The organism is Lapillicoccus sp., from assembly GCF_039935575.1.
GTDB lineage: Bacteria > Actinomycetota > Actinomycetes > Actinomycetales > Dermatophilaceae > Lapillicoccus.
The window spans coordinates 24,518-40,712 of sequence record NZ_JBDTKA010000086.1 but is presented as its reverse complement, the minus strand read 5'-3'; the positions used below and the strand labels follow the sequence as shown (position 1 = coordinate 40,712).

The following is a 16,195-nucleotide window of genomic DNA, read 5'->3' as shown; positions in this document are numbered from 1 at the left end:
GAAATACGGACCGACAAGGCGGGTTCGAGAGGCTTGACGTCCGCAATGTCATCTAGCCCCCCTGATGACCGACACCAGCACCGCAGCTCCGAGCCCCGGCGGACACCGCGAAGGGACGACGGTGGCGGAACATGGCGACGGAGCCGACCCAGGTGCGGAAGGGGCAGGGCGCTACGGAAGGTAGGGCGCCAAGGTGTTGCGGGCGAGAAGGAAACCGGCCTTGACGAGATCGTCGGTGGCCTCGAACTGGCGGTCCTCGTGCTCGACAGTGACCGCGCCCTGATAACCCGCCCGGTAGAGCGCCGAGAAGAAGCGCTGCCAGTTGACCTCTCCGAGGCCGGGCAGCCGCGGGCGTTGCCAGCCAATGCCGGCGGCCGAGGTGCCGTGCTGGTAAAGGCCGTTGCGGTCGATCTCGACGTCCTTCGCCTGCACGTAGTAGATCCGCGACCCGAACTCCTCGATGGCCCGCTCGCAGTCGATCATCTGCCACACCAGGTGCGACGGGTCGAAGTTCAGGCCCAACGTGTCTGAAGGGATCGCCTCGAACATGTCCCGCCACACGGCAGGGGAGTGGGCCAGGTTGTTGCCGCCCGGCCACTCGTCCTCGGAGAAGATCATCGGGCAGTTCTCGATGGCGATGCGAACGCCGTGCTCCTCGGCGTGCGAGACGAGAGCTGGCCACTCGTGCCGGAAGGCGGTGAAGTTCTCGGATGGTGTGCGGTCCTTGTCGTTGCCGACGAAGGTGTTGACCACGGGGACGCCCATCAGCGCGGCTGCGCTGATGACCGCCCGCAGGTGGCCCTGGACCTCGGCTCGGTGCTGCGGGTCGGGGTGCAGCGGGTTGGGGTAGTAGCCGAGAGCCGAGATGTCGACGCCACGTCGGGCGATGTCCTGTGTCAGCTCGGTCGCCTGCGACGGGGAGAGCTTGACCACGTCGATGTGGGACGTCCCCGCATACCGGCGTTGCTTCCCTCCGGTCCGCGGCCAGCACGCGACCTCGAGGGTGCGGAAACCATTGGTGCCGGCCCAGTCTGCGACCTCGGTCAGCGGTGTCTCGGGGAACGGCGCGGTCAGCAGGCCGAGCTTCATGAGGTGCTCCTTTGCACAGGCGCCCATCGCCCGTTGTCGTGGCTGGCCAGGACGGCGTCCTCGAGGCGCAGCCCCTCGACTCCGTCGGCGAAGGTCGGGTAGCTGCCGTCGTCGCGGTGATCCCCGTCCACGACGGCGGCGTACACGGCCTCGACCAGTCCTAGGAAGGACTCGGCGAAGCCCTCGGGGTGGCCGCCTGGGTAATGCGAGACACGCACGGCATCCGTGCTCATGATGGATGGGTCGCGTAGCAGCACCTCGTTGAGCGCGCCGCGATGACCGACCCACAGCCGCTCGGGCTCCTCGGAGTCCCAGGCGAGCCCGCTCGTGGAGCCGGCGACCTCGATGCGGCACGAGTTCTTCCGGCCGGGGGAGACCTGCGACACCGTGAGCGCTCCACGAGCGCCGTTCTGGAAGCGCAGCAGGATCCCGGCGGCGTCCTCCGTGGTCACCGTGAAGTCCTCACGCTCCACCGACGCGACGGTATGCGCGGTGAAGGTCTCGACGGACCCGACAGGTCGCCGGCGGGTCGGCAGGAAGGTGTGCAGGTCGGCAAACACCTCCGCGACCCGAGTGCCGGTGAGGAAGCTGGCGAGGTCGAGCCAGTGCGAACCGATGTCGGCCACGGCTCGCAGCCGCCCGGAAGCCTCCGGGTCCACCCGCCAGTTCCAGTCGGTCTCGAGCAGCAGCCAGTCCTGCAGGTAGCTGCCGGAGACCAGCCGCGGAACACCGATGTCGCCGGCGGCGATCATCGACCTGGCGTGGTGCAGCACAGGGTTGAAGCGCACGTTGAAGCAGATGGCGTGGATCACACCGGCCGCTCGGGCGGCGTCGAGCATGGCCTCCCCGGAGGAGGCGTCGAGCGCGAGCGGCTTCTCGCAGATGACGTGCTTGCCGGCTGAGAGCACCTGATGCACCTGCTCCGCGTGCAGGTTGTTGGGGCTGGTGACGTGCACCACGTCGACGGACGGGTCGGCGCACAGCTCGTCGATGTCGGCGTAGACGTGCGGGTACAGCCCGCTCTCGCGGGCCGCGGGCGCGTCGCGAGTCAGTACACCGCGCAGTGGTACACCGATGCGCCGCAGGGCGTCGATGTGCAGGCCCGAGATGAAGCCGGTGCCGATGACCGCCGCCCCGACGGCCGCTGCTGCTTGCGGCGACACCCGGCTCATCCGGGGACCCCTCGCGTCCGGGAGATCTTGACGTAAACCCAGGCGAGGGCCAGGAGGATGGCGCCGAAGAGCATCTGGCGCAGCGACTCGGCGACGGAAAGGCGGACGAGGAGCGTGTCGAGGACGGTGAGGATCAACGCGCCGAGGAATGTGCCGCCCATCCCTCCGACGCCTCCGAGGATCGACGTGCCGCCGATGACGGCCGCGGCGACGGATGGCAGTAGGTAGGAGTTGGCCAGCTGCAGGTCAACCGCGCCGCTGCGGCCGCCGATGAGCAGACCGGCGACGCCCGAGAGCAGGGCGCACCCCACGTAGACGGCGAGCTCGACCCGCCACACGCGTACCCCTGCCAGCCGGGCGGCGACCCGGTTGTCCCCGGTGGCATAGATCAACCGACCCAGGCCGGTGCGCCGCAGGAGCAGCACGAGGGCGACGCCCAAGACCAGCAGGACGAGGAGGTTCCACGGCACCGGCCCGACGATGGTGCCCCCGCCGAGGGTCTTCACCACGTCCGGCATGAGGGTGGCCCCGCCGAGGAAGGTCTGGCTACCGACAGTGAGGACGCCGACGAGGATGCCGTTCATACCGAGCGTCATGATCAGCGGGTTGACGTGGAACACGCCGATACCAACGCCGTTGACCCCGCCGATGACGAGGGCCGTGAGGAAGCCGAGCGCGAGGCAGGTCACCACCGCGTCTCCGGCGGCAGCACGCGAGCCGACGACGTATGCGGTCGCGGTGGCTGTCATCGCCACGGAGAGGTCGATGCCCCCGGTGAGCATGCAGAGCGTCTGGCCACCGGCGAAGAGCGCCAGCGGGGCGACGATGAGCAGCGTGTTGCGCAGCTGCGAGAAGGTCAAGAAGCCCTGGTCCACCACACCGTTGGCCACGCAGAGCAGCAGCAGGACGAGTAGAAGGGCGACGGTTGCGGGCGCGAGCCGGCCACGGCGCACGCGCATCGGCCGCGCGAGCGTGCTCATGACCGAGACCACCGCGCGCGCAGTAGGGAGCCGACGAGGACGACGACGACGATGATGACGCCGCGCACGACCTCGCCCCATGAAGGGTCGACCCCGAGGACCAGCAGGTTGCTGGAGACGAGGAACAGGCACCACACGGCGACGACCGGACCGAAGAAGCCGCCGACCCCGCCGGTCAGCGCGACACCGCCCAGGACGATGCCCGCGACCGACGCCAGGGTGCCCACGTTGGCGACGCTCGGGGTGGCCGCGCCACCTCCTGTGTAGGCGGTGGTCGCCAGGCCGGCGAGCGCGGCGAAGAACCCGCCGACCGCATACGCCGTCATGCGGGCCCGTCCGGCCGACACGCCCGCGAGGAAGGCCGCCTGCGGGTTCGACCCGAGCGCGAAGACGGCCAGCCCCGCGCGGGTGCGCCGAAGGGGAAACAGGACGAGAAGCATCGGGACCGCAAGGACGACGAGCGCGGGCCAGTAAGAGCTGGGACCGCCTTGAACCAGCGCCTGGAAGGCAGGGTCGGCGCCTCCCCCCGGAGCCGGCATCACGACGAGAGCGAGCCCGAGCCAGACGAAGCTCGTCGCCAGCGTCACGATGATGTCCGGGATGCCGCTCGTGGTGACGACCCAGGCCGTGAGTACTCCAAGCAGCACGCCGAGGAGCAGGGTCACCGCCGACATGCCCAAGGCCCCCGCGAAGCCGACGTCCTTCATGAGCCAGGCAGAGACGCAGTTGAAGAGCACCATCTGCGCACCGACCGAGAGGTCGATGCCGCCACCGATGACGATGACCGCCTGAGCGAGCGTGAGGAAGGCGATCGGCAGCGTGGAGGTGAACATCGTCTGCAGCTCGAAGGCGCCCCAGGCCCGGATGTGCGTTGCCTGCCAGGCCAGCAGCGCGGCGAACAGCATCACGAGAGCGACCGGCCAGGCGCTCTCCCGCAGCTTGACGAGCGCGAAGGAGCCCGAGGGCACCCGCAGCCCTCGCGGCGCCGTCGGACGGACGGGGACCTGGGTGCTCACGACGCCTCCGCTGCCCGGTGCAGGCCGTGCGCAGACTCCAGGAGCCGCGCTTCGTCGGCATCGCCGGCGAGGGCCTCGTCGACGATGCGCCCGTCGTGCAGGACGAGCACCCGGTCGCAGACGAGGGGCACCTCTCGCAGCTCACTGGTGAACATCAGGACCGAGCGTCCGTCGGCGGCCTGCTCGCGCAGCAGCGAGTAGATCTGGTGCTTCGTGCCGACGTCGATCCCGCGCGTCGGGTCGAAACACAGCATGATGTCGTAGCCGGAGACGAGCCAGCGGCCGATGGTCAGCTTCTGCTGGTTGCCTCCGGACAGCTCGCGGGCCTGGGTCTGGCCGCGGGTGTCGACCTCGAGCCGGTCGATCGCGCCGTCCACCGCAGTCTGCTCCCGCTCCTGGTCGATCCAGCCCCAGCTCCGCAGCCTGTTGTAGAGCGGGAGAGCGAGGTTGTGGCGGATCGACTGCTGCGGCAAGACGGCTGCCTGCCGGTCCGAGGGGACGAGCGAGATCCCGCGCCGGATGGCGTCGATGGGGTGGTGCGCCACCACCGGTTTGCCGTCCACGACAACGCGTCCCGAGCTGGGCCGCTGGTCACCCGCCAGAACGGAGAACAGCTCGTCCTGGCCTTGGGCGTCGAGCGCGACGATGCCCAGCACCTCGCCGGCATCGAGGTCGAACGACGCATCGTGCAGGCGTCGGCCGGCGGCGAGGTGTTCGACGACGAGCCGTGGCGACGGCGCTCGGGTGGTCTTGCGGCTGGTGACCGCGGAGTCCAGCCGGGCCGCCTTGTCACCCAGCATCGCAGCGACGATCCGCGCCTCCCCACCCTCGGAGGTCCGGTGCGTGTCGACGACACGACCGTCCCGCAAGACCGTTGCCCGGTCGCACTCGGCCTCGACCTCGGACAACCGGTGCGAGATGAACAGCACCGACCGGCCACGGTCCCGCCACTGACGCATCACCGCGAAGACCCGCTCCGCCATGTCGGTCGGAAGCGCGGCGGTGATCTCGTCGAGCAGCAGCAGCTGCGGGTCGTGCGCCAGGGCCCGAGCCAGGTCGAGCATCCGCAGCGTGGCGAGCGGCAGCGTGACGGCCCGAGAGCGCAGGTCGACGTCAGCGAGGCCGAGACGTCCCTGCCACTCGCGCACAGCGTCGTGGTCGGTACCGGTGAGGACGAAGTTCTCCAGGACGCTGAGGTCCGGAACCAGTGCCGGGTCCTGGAACACCGGCGCCACGCCGGCCGCTCGAGCCGATACGGGTGAGGAGAAGGTGACCGCCTTGCCGGCGACAGTGATCGACCCGCTGTCGGGTACGAGCACCCCGCTGAGGATCTTCACCAAGGTGCTCTTGCCCGCCCCGTTCGCCCCGAGGAGAGCGTGGATCTCGCCGCGCTCCACCTCGAGGTCGACCGAGCGCAGGGCGGTCACCGGGCCGTAGCTCTTCGCGACCGCGGTCACGGTGAGGAGCTGCGGGTCCTGCACCGATGCCGTCGACGTCACGGTGTGGTCATTCCCCAGGACCCTTGCAGGCTGCGAGCTGCTCGTTGCTGTACGTCGTGAACGGCTTGACCTGGGTGGCGGCGCTGAAGGTGGGAGCGCGGTCGGCGACGTAGTTGGCCTTGAGCTTCTCGGTATCGGTCTTCAGCCACACCTCTGGCTTCAGCACCGTCTTCTTGTCCATGGCCTTGCCCGACAGCACGTCGATGGCGATGGCGGTACCGACGCCACCGATGACCGCGGGGTTCGTGACCGCCGCGCCCTTGACGGTCGGGTCGTTGAGTAGCTGGCCGATGAAGCCGTTCTCGTCGGCGCCGATGACAGGCACCGGTGGCTTGTTCAGCGTCTTGAACGCGTTGACGACGGTGTAGTCGATGCCGCTGGTCCAGATCCCGTCGACCTTCGTGGCGGAGTTGAGGAGGTCGAGGGCCTGCTGGCCGCCCTTGGAGAAGTCCCAGCCGGTGTTGACCTCCTGGACCACCTTGATGTCGGGGTAGTCCTTCAGGGCCGTGGTGAACCCGGTGTGCCGGTCGGTGTCGGCGGGGACGCCGGGGATGCCGCGCATCTCCACGACGTTGCCTTTTCCTCCGAGCAGGTCGGCCAGTGCCTTGCCGCCGAGCCGGCCGTACTCGACCTGGTCGTTGGTGACGTTGTAGGCGTCCGGGCTCGTGACGGCGCTGTCCACGGCGACGACGACGATGCCTTTCGCCTTGGCTTCGCTGATCACCGAGTTCAGCTTGTCCGGGTCGCTGGGGTTGACGATGATCGCGTTGACACCCTGGGAGATCATCGAGCGCAAGTCGGCGATCTGCTCGGTCGGGCCACCGTTGCGGTTGGCGGAGATGAACTTCTTGACCTTGCCGCTGGCGAGCGACTGGGCCTTCGACGCGCAGATCATCTCCTCCCGCCAGCCGTTGCCGACGAGGGTGTTGCTGATGCCGATGACGTAGTCGCCGCCACCGGCGCCTCCACCGCCTGCCGGAGCAGTGCCGCCACCGGACGGGGTGGTCCCGGACGACGAGCTGCAGGCAGCCAGGAGGAGCGCGAGCGTTCCCGCCGACAACCCGAGGACGGAGCGTGATGTGCGTCGTTGCATGGTGTTCCACTCTTTCGGGGATGAGATCGGGGCGATCTGGAGGATCCTTGCAGGGGCGGAACGTGAATGTCTAGACATCTGTACTATCGGTTCGGCATCAATTGCTGGTCTTGGCGCGACCCCTGCGTCTTCGGCAGCCGAGGTCCGTCGGTGGTGATCTCGACCCGGGCTCCCGCGGCGGCGCTCAGCTGGGCCGCGTCGACCATCAGCTGGCCGGTCCGCCCGATCGCCGTGGACATCGGGCCGTCGAGCGGCTCTCCGGTATCGAGGTGGTGCAGCATGGCGCTGAGCCCTGTGCTGACCTCGGGTGCGAGCGCGTCGACGGGCACCTCGAGGCCGTCCAGATGCGTGGAGTCCTGCAGCGTGACGTGCCGGTCGTAGTCGAAGCTCGATACCGTCCCGTGCGTGCCGACGAGAACGAACCCGCTGCGCGGCTGGGTCAGGTGGTTCCACGGGTCGGTGAAGGTGCCCCATCGGGTGTGGAAGCTCGACAGCCCGCTGGGGTATGCCGCGACGACGATGCTCTGCTCGTCCACCTCGAGCCCCGGGGCGAGGTGCGTGGTCGCGGTGACGCTGAGGGGCAGCTCGCCCGAACGGAACCAGGTCCCGAGCGTGGTGCCGTAGCCCAGGTAGTCCAGCAGTGAGCCGCCGCCGGCGGCTGCCGAGTACCACCATGAGCCGGCCTTGTCCTGCTCGGTCGGCGTCACCTCGATCTTGTCGTGCAGGTGGAAGAGCGGGCCGCGGTTGCCGTCGTAGAAGTGCACCTCCGAGACGGCGCCGATGGCTCCCTCGGAGACGAGCCGGTATGCCGTGCGGTGGGTCGGGTACCACGCCAGCGGCCAGTTCACGCCGACAGCGGTGTCGTGCACGTGCGCCATCTCGATCATCGCGTCGACGCTCGTGAGGTCCGGGCCGAACGGCTTCTCCAGCAGCACGGCAGCTCCGCGCGCTGTGAGCCGCTCGACCCACACCTGGTGCTGCGCGGTGGTCGAGCACACCACGGCCACGTCGGGCCGCCAGGCGTCCAGCGCCGCGTCCACCTGTGCGAAGTCACTGACCTGTGCGAGGTCACCGAGCCCGACCGCCTGGCATACCTCCCGCATCCGTGCAGCGTCGGTATCGATGGCCCCGACCAGGGTCACTCTCGGCTCGGCAGCCGCCGTCCGCAGCTGATCGCCCATGTGCATGTGGTCGAAGCCGATGCCGACAAGACGCCGCATGTGAGCTCCTCTCGGCCTTCGTGGTCGTCGCTCCTTTGAGCATGCCCAGTATGCTCATCCGAGTTCCGACCGTAGAGGGGCCAGGCGCGCGTGAGACCAGTCGCGCCTGGCGGGTCAGGTCAGGCGTGATACGCCGACTCGTAAGGATGTCGTTCGCGACTCGCCGGGCTGGAGCACCGGCAGCCGGCCGGCAGCCCGGTCGGCCGCACGACCGAGCACCGAACAGTTGGCCGGCTCGATGCCGAGCACGTAGACGCCGGCTCGTGGGTGCACCCACTGATGGAGGCGCGGCATCGCCCTGACGTCCCATGCGACGGTCAACCTCAGCCCCAGCTCCTCGTGGGTGACCTGCACCTGCGCCCAGGTGTCCGGGCCCTCGCGGTCTCCGGTTCCATCGAGCACGTGCTCGAACACCCGCTCCACGCCATCTCGGGACGGCCTCGGTGCGTGCTCCCACACCCCTACCCACTGTTGAGAGTCGGCGTCACGCGCCACCGTGCGGCTTCCGGCCGGCGCGGTGACATAGCCGCCCGGGCTCCACAGCGGGGCGCCGAGGTTGACGTGGTAGAGCATCGGTGCCGGCACCGCTGCCGTGCCCACGTTCGTCACCCTGTCGGTGACGGTCAACAGCCCCTTGCCGGTACGCGTCGTCAGGCGGCGCTCGCAGCGCAGGTGCACGTCCAGGGCGTCGCCCTCTTCGACCACCCCGGTGACCACCAGCTCGATCTCGTCGTCCGGAGTCGTCGCCCGCTCGACACTGACAGCGCTGGCCGGTGTGGCGGAGAACGACCCGTGCTGCCCGTGGCCCTCGGAGGCCACGCCGACGTTCTGCAGACCACACGTGGTGACCAGGCCCCCGCCGAACTGACCGATCCACGAACCCGTCCCGGGCGTTGCGGCCCGCACGTCCCCGCGGCGCGACACCCAGGCGAGAGGTATGCCGTCGAACCAGGCGGCCGACACGTCCATCCCGCGGTCGGGCAGCAGCCTCGCGCTGATCCCCCCGACCACCTGTAGGTCTATGGCCCGCTGCAGCTGCCCGGTGTCGAGACCGGCGAGCGACTGGTGGGCACTCGCCAGCTGGTCGACGTGACCGACGAGGCCGTCCCTGACCAACGCGTTCGCAGGTCTGCCTCGTGTGCTGGTCAACGTCGTCGTGCCCGGGTGGAGCGGCCGCGCAGCTCGACCGTGAAGTCGATGGTCAGCACGTAGCGGTCGGTCACGTAGCGGCTCTGCGTCCACTCCACCGGCGTCGAGCGTTGGTCGGCGATCAGCCGCTGCTCCACGAGCAGCGCGGTGCGTGGGGCGACCCCCAGGTGTCGCTGGTCAGCTGCTGTCGCCGACTGTGCTGTCACCGAGCTGCGTCCGTGGTGCGGAAGCACCCCGACTGTCGTCATCGCTGCGTGCAGGGACGACGCGGCGAGATCGACGCCGAGCACCCCGGCGCTGGCCGGCGTCAGGACCGCTCGCTCGACGGCCATGGGCACGTCGTCTGCGAGCCGGATCCGCTCGACGACCACGACGTCGCTGGCCTCGTCGAGCCGCAGCGCCGCTGCCGCCTCAGCAGACGCGTGCTGGAGACCAGCGAAAAGCAGAACGGACGACGGGTGCATACCCCGCGCCAGCATCTCCTCGGAGAAGCCGCGCAGGCGCGACAGCTGCCGGTCCACCGGCCGTTGGCCGACGAACGACCCGCGTCCCGGGAGCCTGATGACCAGCCCCTCGTCGACGAGCCGCTGCATAGCGGTGCGTGCCGTCATCCGGCTGACCCCGAACTCGACGCACAGGTCAGCGTCGCTCGGCAACGGGTCGTCCGGCCGCAGCTGCGCGATCCGCGCGCGCAGGCGCTGCTCGATCTCGACGTAGCGCGGGGTGAAGTCCGGAACGCTCACCAGTGGGGTCCCGCCTCAGCTGACGACATGGCCGACGTTGCCGTTGATGGTCAGGCCGCCGTCGACGACGAGCTCGTGGCCGGTGATGTACCGCGAGGCCGGTGAGGCGAGAAAGGCTACGACATCGGCGACGTCCTCCGGGTCGCCGATGTGCCCCGAGGGGATCCGCTGGTGGTATGCCGCTCGCACGGCGTCGTCCCACGCCACGGTGTTGAGCGGCGTCTCGATGGCCCCTGGCGCTACGGCGTTCGCGGTGATGCCATGGGGCGCCAGCTCGACAGCGATGGTCTTGGTCAGCGCCACGATCCCTCCCTTCGCGGCGATATAGGCCGAGAGGCCCCCGACGACGAGGATGTCAGCGGCCGACGAGATGTTGACGATCCGGCCCCCTCGTCGATGGGGTAGCTGGTCGACCATTCGAGCAGCAGCCTCCCGGCATCCGTAGTAGTAGCCGTGCAGGTTCGCGCGGAGCAGGTCGTGCCAGTCCGTGGCCCGGGACTCGAGGAACGGCTTGACCAGCAGCGCCGCCGCGTTGTTGACCCAGATGTCGATGCCCCCGAGCTGCGTGACGGCGGCGTCAGCCAGCGCGGCGACAGTGCCCTCGTCGCCGGTGTCACCGGACATGACCAGTGCGCGCCGACCGAGCGCCTCGACCTGCCGCGTGGTCTCCTTCGCCCCGGCCTCGTCGCCGAGGTGTATGCCCGCGACGTCGGCGCCCTGCCGGGCCAGTGCGACGGCCACCGCCTGCCCGATGCCGCGAGAGAGACCCGTCACGACGGCCGTCCGGCCCGTGAGGTCGTAGGGGTTGGCCGCAGCCGCTGACGACGTCATGCCGAGACGCCGCGCTGGGTTGTGCTGTCTGCACCGACGCCACCGCGCGCACCCGCCGCAGCCCCGGGGTCGAGGACGAGCTTGACGCCGGCCGCAGCCCGGGTGTCGGCGAAGGAGGTCTCCCAGTGTTCGAGAGCCGCGACCCCGCTGACGAGGGGGTCGAGCCGCACGAGGCCGGCGCTCACGAGGCGTTCGGCTCGCTCCCACGACTGCGGGGTGCTGGCGAAGCCGGACGTCACACGGAGCTCCTTGAGGCATACGGCGTCGAGGTCGATGCTGACGGGCCGCCCGCACAGGCCGATCTGCACGTAGTGGCCACCTTTGCGGATATGTTGCAACCCCGACGCGACGCCGGAGGCCGAGCCGCTGCACTCCGCGACGACGTCGAAACCGCTTATGGGAGTAGCCGACTCGAGGGCATCGGAAACAACTGCGTGCAAGCCCAGTGCGCTCGCCTGATCTAGACGGACGGCGTCGCGTCCGGTGCCGACGATGGTCACGTCGGCGCCCTCGGCTCGGAGCACCTGAGCCGCGAGCAGACCCATGGCGCCGGGTCCGACAACGAGCGCGCGATCTCCCGGTGACGCGACCGCCGGGTCGCACAGGCAGTGCGCGACGCAGGCCAGCGGCTCGTAGAGAGCGCCGGCGTGCAGGCCCACGGACTCGTCGACGTCATGCACGTTGACCAGCGGGACGACGACGTAGCGGGTGAAGCCACCGTCGACGTGGCTGCCGATGGACCGGCGCTCGGCGCACAGGTTGGGCTGGCCGGACCGGCATCGCGCACAACGACCGCACGTGGAGAAGTACGTCTCGAGCGCGACCCGTCGCTCGAGGTTCGCAGGGTCGACCCCGTCACCGATCTCGTCCACGACGCCGCTGACCTCATGGCCCAACGTCACCGGAGGGAGGCTGGGAAACTCATCCAGCATGATGTGCAGGTCCGTCCCGCAGATCCCGACGGACCGCACCGCCACTCGCACCTGTCCGGGACCAGGGGTGGGTACCGGCACGCTGGTGAGTCCGACGTTCTCGGCGCCCGTCCCCGTCTTACGCAGGGCAGTCATCGTCTCCACCATGCGCTCCGCCTTGAGACTGCCAGTATGGATGTCTAGACATTAGCGCTATGCCGCTGGCACGCGCCAGCCCCCACCCCAGTCCGAGCGCAGGTGGCAGCGATCCGCCGAGAGCGAAACGCAATCAGTGCTTTCCGGAGCTGCCTGGCGCATACGTTGGACGGATGGGAGACGTTGTCCGCCTGCGCCTGACCGAAGCGCGCCGAACGCCTGCGGCAGAACCGTTGTGGCGCGAGGTGATCGGGCGGCAGCTACGTGAGGAGCGGACGATCCGGGGTGAACGGATCATCGACGTCGCGGCCCGTGCCGGGGTCTCACCGCAGTACCTCTCCGAGCTCGAGCGCGGTAGGAAAGACGCGTCCTCCGAGCTGCTGTCTGCTGTGGCCGGCGCGTTGGAGACCACGGTGCTGGACCTGACGCGTGGGGCTGCCGCGCATCTGGCCCGCTCGACCGTTCAGCCCTCGGGACCGGTATGCCTCGCCGCCTGAGGCAGCTTTTCCGCGACTGAGGCAGCCGGCTGGCTCAGCCGTCGCGGGACGCCAGCACCGAGTCGACCACGCCGTAGTCCACCGCGCCACGAGGCGTCAGGATGAGGTCCCGGTCGGTGTCGCGCCGCACTTGCTCGGTGCTGCGGCCCGTGTGCGCGGCGAGGATCTCCTCCTGCATGGTGCGCACCCGTTCGACCTCGTCGGCCTCGAGGATCAGGTCGGGAATCGCGCCACGGCCCTCCGCGGCAGGCGCATGGATGACAACCCGCGCGTGCGGGAGGATGCTACGCCGGCCCGGAGCGCCGCCGGCGAGGAGCACGGCCGCCGTCGCGGCAGCCTGCCCCACGCAGGTCGTCTCGACCAGGGGGTGGATGAGCTGCATCGCGTCGTAGATCGCCAGGGTCGCGGGGATCGAGCCCCCCGCGGAGTTGATGTAGAGGGACACGGGGGTGTCGGGGTTGTCGTTCTCCAGATGCAGGAGCTGGGCAATGACGGCGTTGGCGACGCCGTCGTCGATCCCCGTGCCCAGGTAGATGATCCGTTCGGCGAGCAGTCGGCTGTAGATGTCGACGGTCCGCTCACCTTGGTTGGTGCGCGTCGTCACATACGGGATCGGGTAGCTGCTCATCGTGATGCTCCCAGCCCGACGGGGGTACGGCGGGTCGGCAGAACGTCGTCGACGGTCTCGACAATGGCGTCGATGAACCCGTATGCCATCGCCTCCTCGGCGGTATACCACCGGTCGCGACGGGAGTCCTCCTCGACCTGCCCCACCGGCTGCCCGGTGTCTTCGGCGATGCAGGCGAGCACCGTATCCCTGGTGTGGCGCAGGTCGTCGGCCTGGATGGCGATGTCCATCGCCGTCCCTCCGATTCCGGCGGATCCCTGGTGCAGCAGCACTTTCGCGTGCGACATGGCATACCGCTTGCCTCTGCTTCCTGACGACAGGAGGAACTGCCCCGCGCTGTAGGCCATGCCGACGTTGACGGTGCTCACGTCGTTGGGGATCGCCCGCATGCAGTCCCGGATCGCCAGCATCCCCGGGACCGACCCGCCCGGGGAGTTGATCAACAGGCGGATGTCCGAGTGCGGGTCCTGGGCGGACAGGATGAGCAGCGCGGTGCACAGCCGATTGGTGTTGCGGGCCTCCAGAGGTTCACCGAGCAGCAGTGTGCGCCGCTCGAAGAGCTGGCGGTACAGCTCCTGGTCCAACACCTGTGCCGGGTCGACGTCGACTTCGCTCATGGCCCCAGCCTCGGGCCGGTCGCCACGGCAGGGAAGGGCGCGCTGCTGACGGCAGCGCTGCCCAGAGCAGCGCCGGTCAGTCGTCCTTGAGACGCACCATGCCCTCCTGAGCGACCGACGCGACGAGCCGGCCGTCCGAGGCATACATGCGGCCCATCGCAAGGCCGCGACCGCCCTGGGCGCTCGGGGAGTGCTGGGTGTAGAGCGTCCACTCGTCGGCGCGGGCCGGGCGATGGAACCACATGGCGTGGTCGAGGCTGGCGACGCGAAGCCTGGGGTCCGACCACGCCAGGCTGTGCCGGCGCAGCACCGGTTCGAGGAGTGAGTAGTCGGAGGCGTAGGCGAGGACCGCCGCGTGCAGGAGCGGGTCGTCCGGCAGCTCGCCGGTCGCTTTGAGCCACACGCTCTGTCGCGAGGCCGGCTGGGAACGCGGTGTGAGGTAGAGATCTCCTTCGACGTGGCGTAGGTCGATGGGTCTGCTTCGCGAGAAAGCCCGTGCCGCAGGGTGATCCACCTCGTCGAGACGATCGGCAACGGTCGGCAGAGACTCAGGGTCCGGTGCGGCCGGCATCGAGTCCTCGTGGTCCAGTCCCTCGGCCGGCAGCTGGAACGAGGCGATCATCGACAGGATCGGGACGCCGTACTGGATGGCGTGGACCCGGCGCGTCGAGAAGGACCGTCCGTCGCGGATGCGTTCCACCGCGAAGCGGATCGGGTGCTTGTCGTCACCGGGGCGTACGAAGTAGCCGTGCAGAGAGTGGATCGGGCGGCTGGCGCCCGCCTCGACCCCGGCACGTGCGAGACCCCCTGCGCCGTCGACGGTGCGGCCCGCAGCCACGACCGCCTGGGCCAGGACCTGCCCGCCGAACACCCGGCCGTGCGGCTGCTTTTGGCTCTCCCCGACGAAGACCGTGGCGGCCGACTCACCGAGGTCGCTCTCCTCGTCCCCCTCGACGCCTTCCACACTGATGTGGGCGTCGCCCAGGCTCCGCAGGTCGAGGACGCGCAGGAGGTCCTGCAGCGGGTCGAGGGGCGGGTCGACGGCAGTCACGGGTCGAGCCTACTGACGTGGCGGTGTCGGCCCCTCACGCGATGAGGGACCGCGGCGCCTCGGGGCCACTCGGCCCGACCAAAGCCTCTGACCAGGCTCGCTCGAGCCTCGAGACCGCTTCTCCGAGCTCGTCCGGCGGGAGGATATAGGGGATGCGGACGTACGACTCGAACCCGCCGTCGACGCCGAACTGGCCTGCTCCGGACAGCCACACCCCGTGCCGTTCCGCCGCACGCACCACAGCACTGGCCCGCGGCACCGGCAGCTCGCACCACAGGTTGACACCACCGTCAGGGACACGAAAACGCCACTGCGGCAGTCGTTCTCGCAGCGCCGACACCAGAGCGTCGCGCTGCTGGACCAGCATGGCGCGGCGGACGCCCAGGTCCTGCGTCGAGCCACGGAGCAGCTCGACCACGGCCAGCTGGTCGATGACGGGTGTCCCGAGGTCCAGGCTGTGCCGCGCTTCGACCAGGCCAGCGACGTCGGTGGCGCTGGGCGCCCGCAACCACCCCACCCGCAGCCCGCCCCAGAACGACTTGCTCACCCCACCGATGGTCAGCGCGTCGGGCGCGAACACCGCGAACGGGCGCGGCGGCGTCGACCCGTCCAGGGCGAGGTCGACGAATGTCTCGTCGACGACGACCGGGGTTCGGCTGTGGGTGAGCACCCGCGCCACGGACTCCCGGGTCGGCTCGTCCATGCGCAGCCCTGTCGGGTTGTGGAACTCGGGAACGAAGTAGGCGAGGGCGGGGCTGGTTTGCCGAACGGCGGCCTTGAGGGCTCCGACGTCCCAGCCGGTCGACAGCATCGGCAGGCCGACGGGGCGCAGCTGCGACCGCCGAACGGCGTTGATGGCGTTGGGATAGGTGGGGGACTCGAGAAGCACCCGGTCGCCGGGGTCGAGCCTGGCCCGCAGAATCGTGGAGAACGCAGCATGGGCTCCGCAGGTCACGACGACCTGGTCGGGGCGGGTCGGCAGGCCGCGGGTGGCGTACCAGTCCGCGATCGCCTCCCTGGTCTCCGGCAGGCCCAGCGGGTGGTAGCCCGAGGTGGCCAGGTGGCGAGGGAGCGCCCGAAGGGCCCGTTCGAACGCCTCGGTGCACCCAGGGGCGGCGGGCAACGCCGCGAAGGTGAGGTCGAGCACGTGGGCGTCGGCGGTCAGGTGCGGCGGCCGGGCCAGCGTCCGTGACGCGTCGCCCGGGAGGCTGGCCACGCTCCCGGCGCCGCGGCGGGTGACGATGGACCCCTCGTCGCGCAGCACGGAGTAGGCCCGGGCAACCGTCGTCCGGCTCAGGCCAAGCGCACGGGTGAGCTCACGCTCGCTCGGCAGCCGCATACCCCGCATGACCCGCCCGTCGTTGATCAGTCGGCGCAGTCCCTCCGCGAGGGATCGGTATGCGGGTCGGCCCGGTTCGGCGACGTGGCCTGGGGGCGCCGCGCGCAGCAGCGTCGCCACCGAATGTGCGGAGACGGACCGGGCAGGCATAGAGGCCACTGTGCCAGAAGTGGCTATGGATCTAAAGGCCAGTTTCCGGGGATC

Annotated in this window: 16 protein-coding genes; 1 reads left to right on the top strand and 15 read right to left on the bottom strand. The window is 69.8% G+C overall.

All coding sequences use genetic code 11. The features are described from left to right. Positions 1–171: 171 nt before the first annotated feature. The 11 genes from ABI385_RS11150 to ABI385_RS11100 form a co-directional block, all read right to left on the bottom strand. A complete protein-coding gene (locus tag ABI385_RS11150; protein WP_348103825.1) occupies positions 172–1,089 on the bottom strand; it encodes a sugar phosphate isomerase/epimerase in 918 nt (305 codons plus the stop codon). Further along, the gene (locus ABI385_RS11145) at positions 1,086–2,261 is read right to left on the bottom strand and encodes a Gfo/Idh/MocA family oxidoreductase (protein WP_348103824.1); all 1,176 of its coding nucleotides are present in this window, start codon (positions 2,259–2,261) and stop codon (positions 1,086–1,088) included. Before ABI385_RS11145 ends, ABI385_RS11150 begins: the two co-directional genes overlap by 4 nt. Continuing rightward, positions 2,258–3,241 (bottom strand): ABC transporter permease, encoded by a 984-nt coding sequence (locus ABI385_RS11140; protein ID WP_348103823.1) that lies wholly within the window; start codon positions 3,239–3,241, stop codon positions 2,258–2,260. The genes ABI385_RS11145 and ABI385_RS11140 overlap by 4 nt, the downstream gene beginning before the upstream one ends. Then, positions 3,238–4,257, bottom strand: a complete 1,020-nt coding sequence (locus ABI385_RS11135) for an ABC transporter permease (protein ID WP_348103822.1) — start codon at positions 4,255–4,257, stop codon at positions 3,238–3,240. The genes ABI385_RS11140 and ABI385_RS11135 overlap by 4 nt, the downstream gene beginning before the upstream one ends. Beyond that, the gene (locus ABI385_RS11130; RefSeq protein WP_348103821.1) at positions 4,254–5,756 is read right to left on the bottom strand and encodes a sugar ABC transporter ATP-binding protein; all 1,503 of its coding nucleotides are present in this window, start codon (positions 5,754–5,756) and stop codon (positions 4,254–4,256) included. The genes ABI385_RS11135 and ABI385_RS11130 overlap by 4 nt, the downstream gene beginning before the upstream one ends. 7 nt (positions 5,757–5,763) lie before the next feature. Continuing rightward, positions 5,764–6,849, bottom strand: a complete 1,086-nt coding sequence (locus tag ABI385_RS11125) for an ABC transporter substrate-binding protein (protein ID WP_348103820.1) — start codon at positions 6,847–6,849, stop codon at positions 5,764–5,766. A gap of 83 nt (positions 6,850–6,932) precedes the next feature. Further along, entirely contained in the window at positions 6,933–8,069 is a 1,137-nt protein-coding gene (locus ABI385_RS11120; protein WP_348103819.1) for a Gfo/Idh/MocA family oxidoreductase, read from the bottom strand. A 114-nt stretch (positions 8,070–8,183) separates the two neighbouring features. Further along, positions 8,184–9,218 carry an aldose 1-epimerase family protein gene (locus ABI385_RS11115; protein ID WP_348103818.1) on the bottom strand — a complete coding sequence of 345 codons (1,035 nt, stop codon included), beginning with the start codon at positions 9,216–9,218 and terminating at the stop codon, positions 8,184–8,186. Next, a complete protein-coding gene (locus ABI385_RS11110) occupies positions 9,215–9,961 on the bottom strand; it encodes a GntR family transcriptional regulator (RefSeq protein ID WP_348103817.1) in 747 nt (248 codons plus the stop codon). Before ABI385_RS11110 ends, ABI385_RS11115 begins: the two co-directional genes overlap by 4 nt. Positions 9,962–9,976: 15 nt before the next feature. After that, the gene (locus ABI385_RS11105; RefSeq protein WP_348103816.1) at positions 9,977–10,792 is read right to left on the bottom strand and encodes an SDR family NAD(P)-dependent oxidoreductase; all 816 of its coding nucleotides are present in this window, start codon (positions 10,790–10,792) and stop codon (positions 9,977–9,979) included. Then, positions 10,789–11,859 carry an alcohol dehydrogenase catalytic domain-containing protein gene (locus ABI385_RS11100; RefSeq protein ID WP_348103815.1) on the bottom strand — a complete coding sequence of 357 codons (1,071 nt, stop codon included), beginning with the start codon at positions 11,857–11,859 and terminating at the stop codon, positions 10,789–10,791. The genes ABI385_RS11105 and ABI385_RS11100 overlap by 4 nt, the downstream gene beginning before the upstream one ends. 173 nt (positions 11,860–12,032) lie before the next feature. Here ABI385_RS11100 and ABI385_RS11095 point away from each other — a divergent pair, with 173 nt between their 5' ends. Next, positions 12,033–12,356: a helix-turn-helix transcriptional regulator gene (locus tag ABI385_RS11095; RefSeq protein WP_348103814.1), complete on the top strand. Its 324-nt coding sequence runs from the start codon at positions 12,033–12,035 to the stop codon at positions 12,354–12,356. 34 nt (positions 12,357–12,390) lie between these two features. Here the strand turns inward: ABI385_RS11095 and ABI385_RS11090 are convergent, their stop codons facing one another. From ABI385_RS11090 to ABI385_RS11075, 4 genes are all read right to left on the bottom strand, one after another. Further along, on the bottom strand, positions 12,391–12,984 hold the full coding sequence (locus ABI385_RS11090; RefSeq protein ID WP_348103813.1) for an ATP-dependent Clp protease proteolytic subunit: 594 nt from the start codon (positions 12,982–12,984) through the stop codon (positions 12,391–12,393). After that, entirely contained in the window at positions 12,981–13,601 is a 621-nt protein-coding gene (locus ABI385_RS11085) for an ATP-dependent Clp protease proteolytic subunit (RefSeq protein ID WP_348103812.1), read from the bottom strand. The genes ABI385_RS11090 and ABI385_RS11085 overlap by 4 nt, the downstream gene beginning before the upstream one ends. Positions 13,602–13,677: 76 nt before the next feature. Then, positions 13,678–14,652, bottom strand: coding sequence for an acyl-CoA thioesterase II (locus ABI385_RS11080; RefSeq protein WP_348103811.1), 975 nt, complete (start codon positions 14,650–14,652; stop codon positions 13,678–13,680). A gap of 34 nt (positions 14,653–14,686) precedes the next feature. Further along, entirely contained in the window at positions 14,687–16,141 is a 1,455-nt protein-coding gene (locus ABI385_RS11075; RefSeq protein WP_348103810.1) for a PLP-dependent aminotransferase family protein, read from the bottom strand. Between the last annotated feature and the right edge of the window lie 54 nt (positions 16,142–16,195).

Excerpts from the sequence above, each read along its gene's own strand:
- ABI385_RS11125 (WP_348103820.1), bottom strand. The coding sequence starts at position 6,849 with ATGCAACGACGCACATCACGCTCCGTCCTCGGGTTGTCGGCGGGAACG.
- ABI385_RS11100 (WP_348103815.1), bottom strand. The coding sequence starts at position 11,859 with ATGACTGCCCTGCGTAAGACGGGGACGGGCGCCGAGAACGTCGGACTC.
- ABI385_RS11150 (WP_348103825.1), bottom strand. The coding sequence starts at position 1,089 with ATGAAGCTCGGCCTGCTGACCGCGCCGTTCCCCGAGACACCGCTGACC.
- ABI385_RS11105 (WP_348103816.1), bottom strand. The coding sequence starts at position 10,792 with ATGACGTCGTCAGCGGCTGCGGCCAACCCCTACGACCTCACGGGCCGG.
- ABI385_RS11140 (WP_348103823.1), bottom strand. The coding sequence starts at position 3,241 with ATGAGCACGCTCGCGCGGCCGATGCGCGTGCGCCGTGGCCGGCTCGCG.
- ABI385_RS11095 (WP_348103814.1), top strand. The coding sequence starts at position 12,033 with ATGGGAGACGTTGTCCGCCTGCGCCTGACCGAAGCGCGCCGAACGCCT.
- ABI385_RS11090 (WP_348103813.1), bottom strand. The coding sequence starts at position 12,984 with ATGAGCAGCTACCCGATCCCGTATGTGACGACGCGCACCAACCAAGGT.
- ABI385_RS11075 (WP_348103810.1), bottom strand. The coding sequence starts at position 16,141 with ATGCCTGCCCGGTCCGTCTCCGCACATTCGGTGGCGACGCTGCTGCGC.
- ABI385_RS11120 (WP_348103819.1), bottom strand. The coding sequence starts at position 8,069 with ATGCGGCGTCTTGTCGGCATCGGCTTCGACCACATGCACATGGGCGAT.
- ABI385_RS11085 (WP_348103812.1), bottom strand. The coding sequence starts at position 13,601 with ATGAGCGAAGTCGACGTCGACCCGGCACAGGTGTTGGACCAGGAGCTG.
- ABI385_RS11145 (WP_348103824.1), bottom strand. The coding sequence starts at position 2,261 with ATGAGCCGGGTGTCGCCGCAAGCAGCAGCGGCCGTCGGGGCGGCGGTC.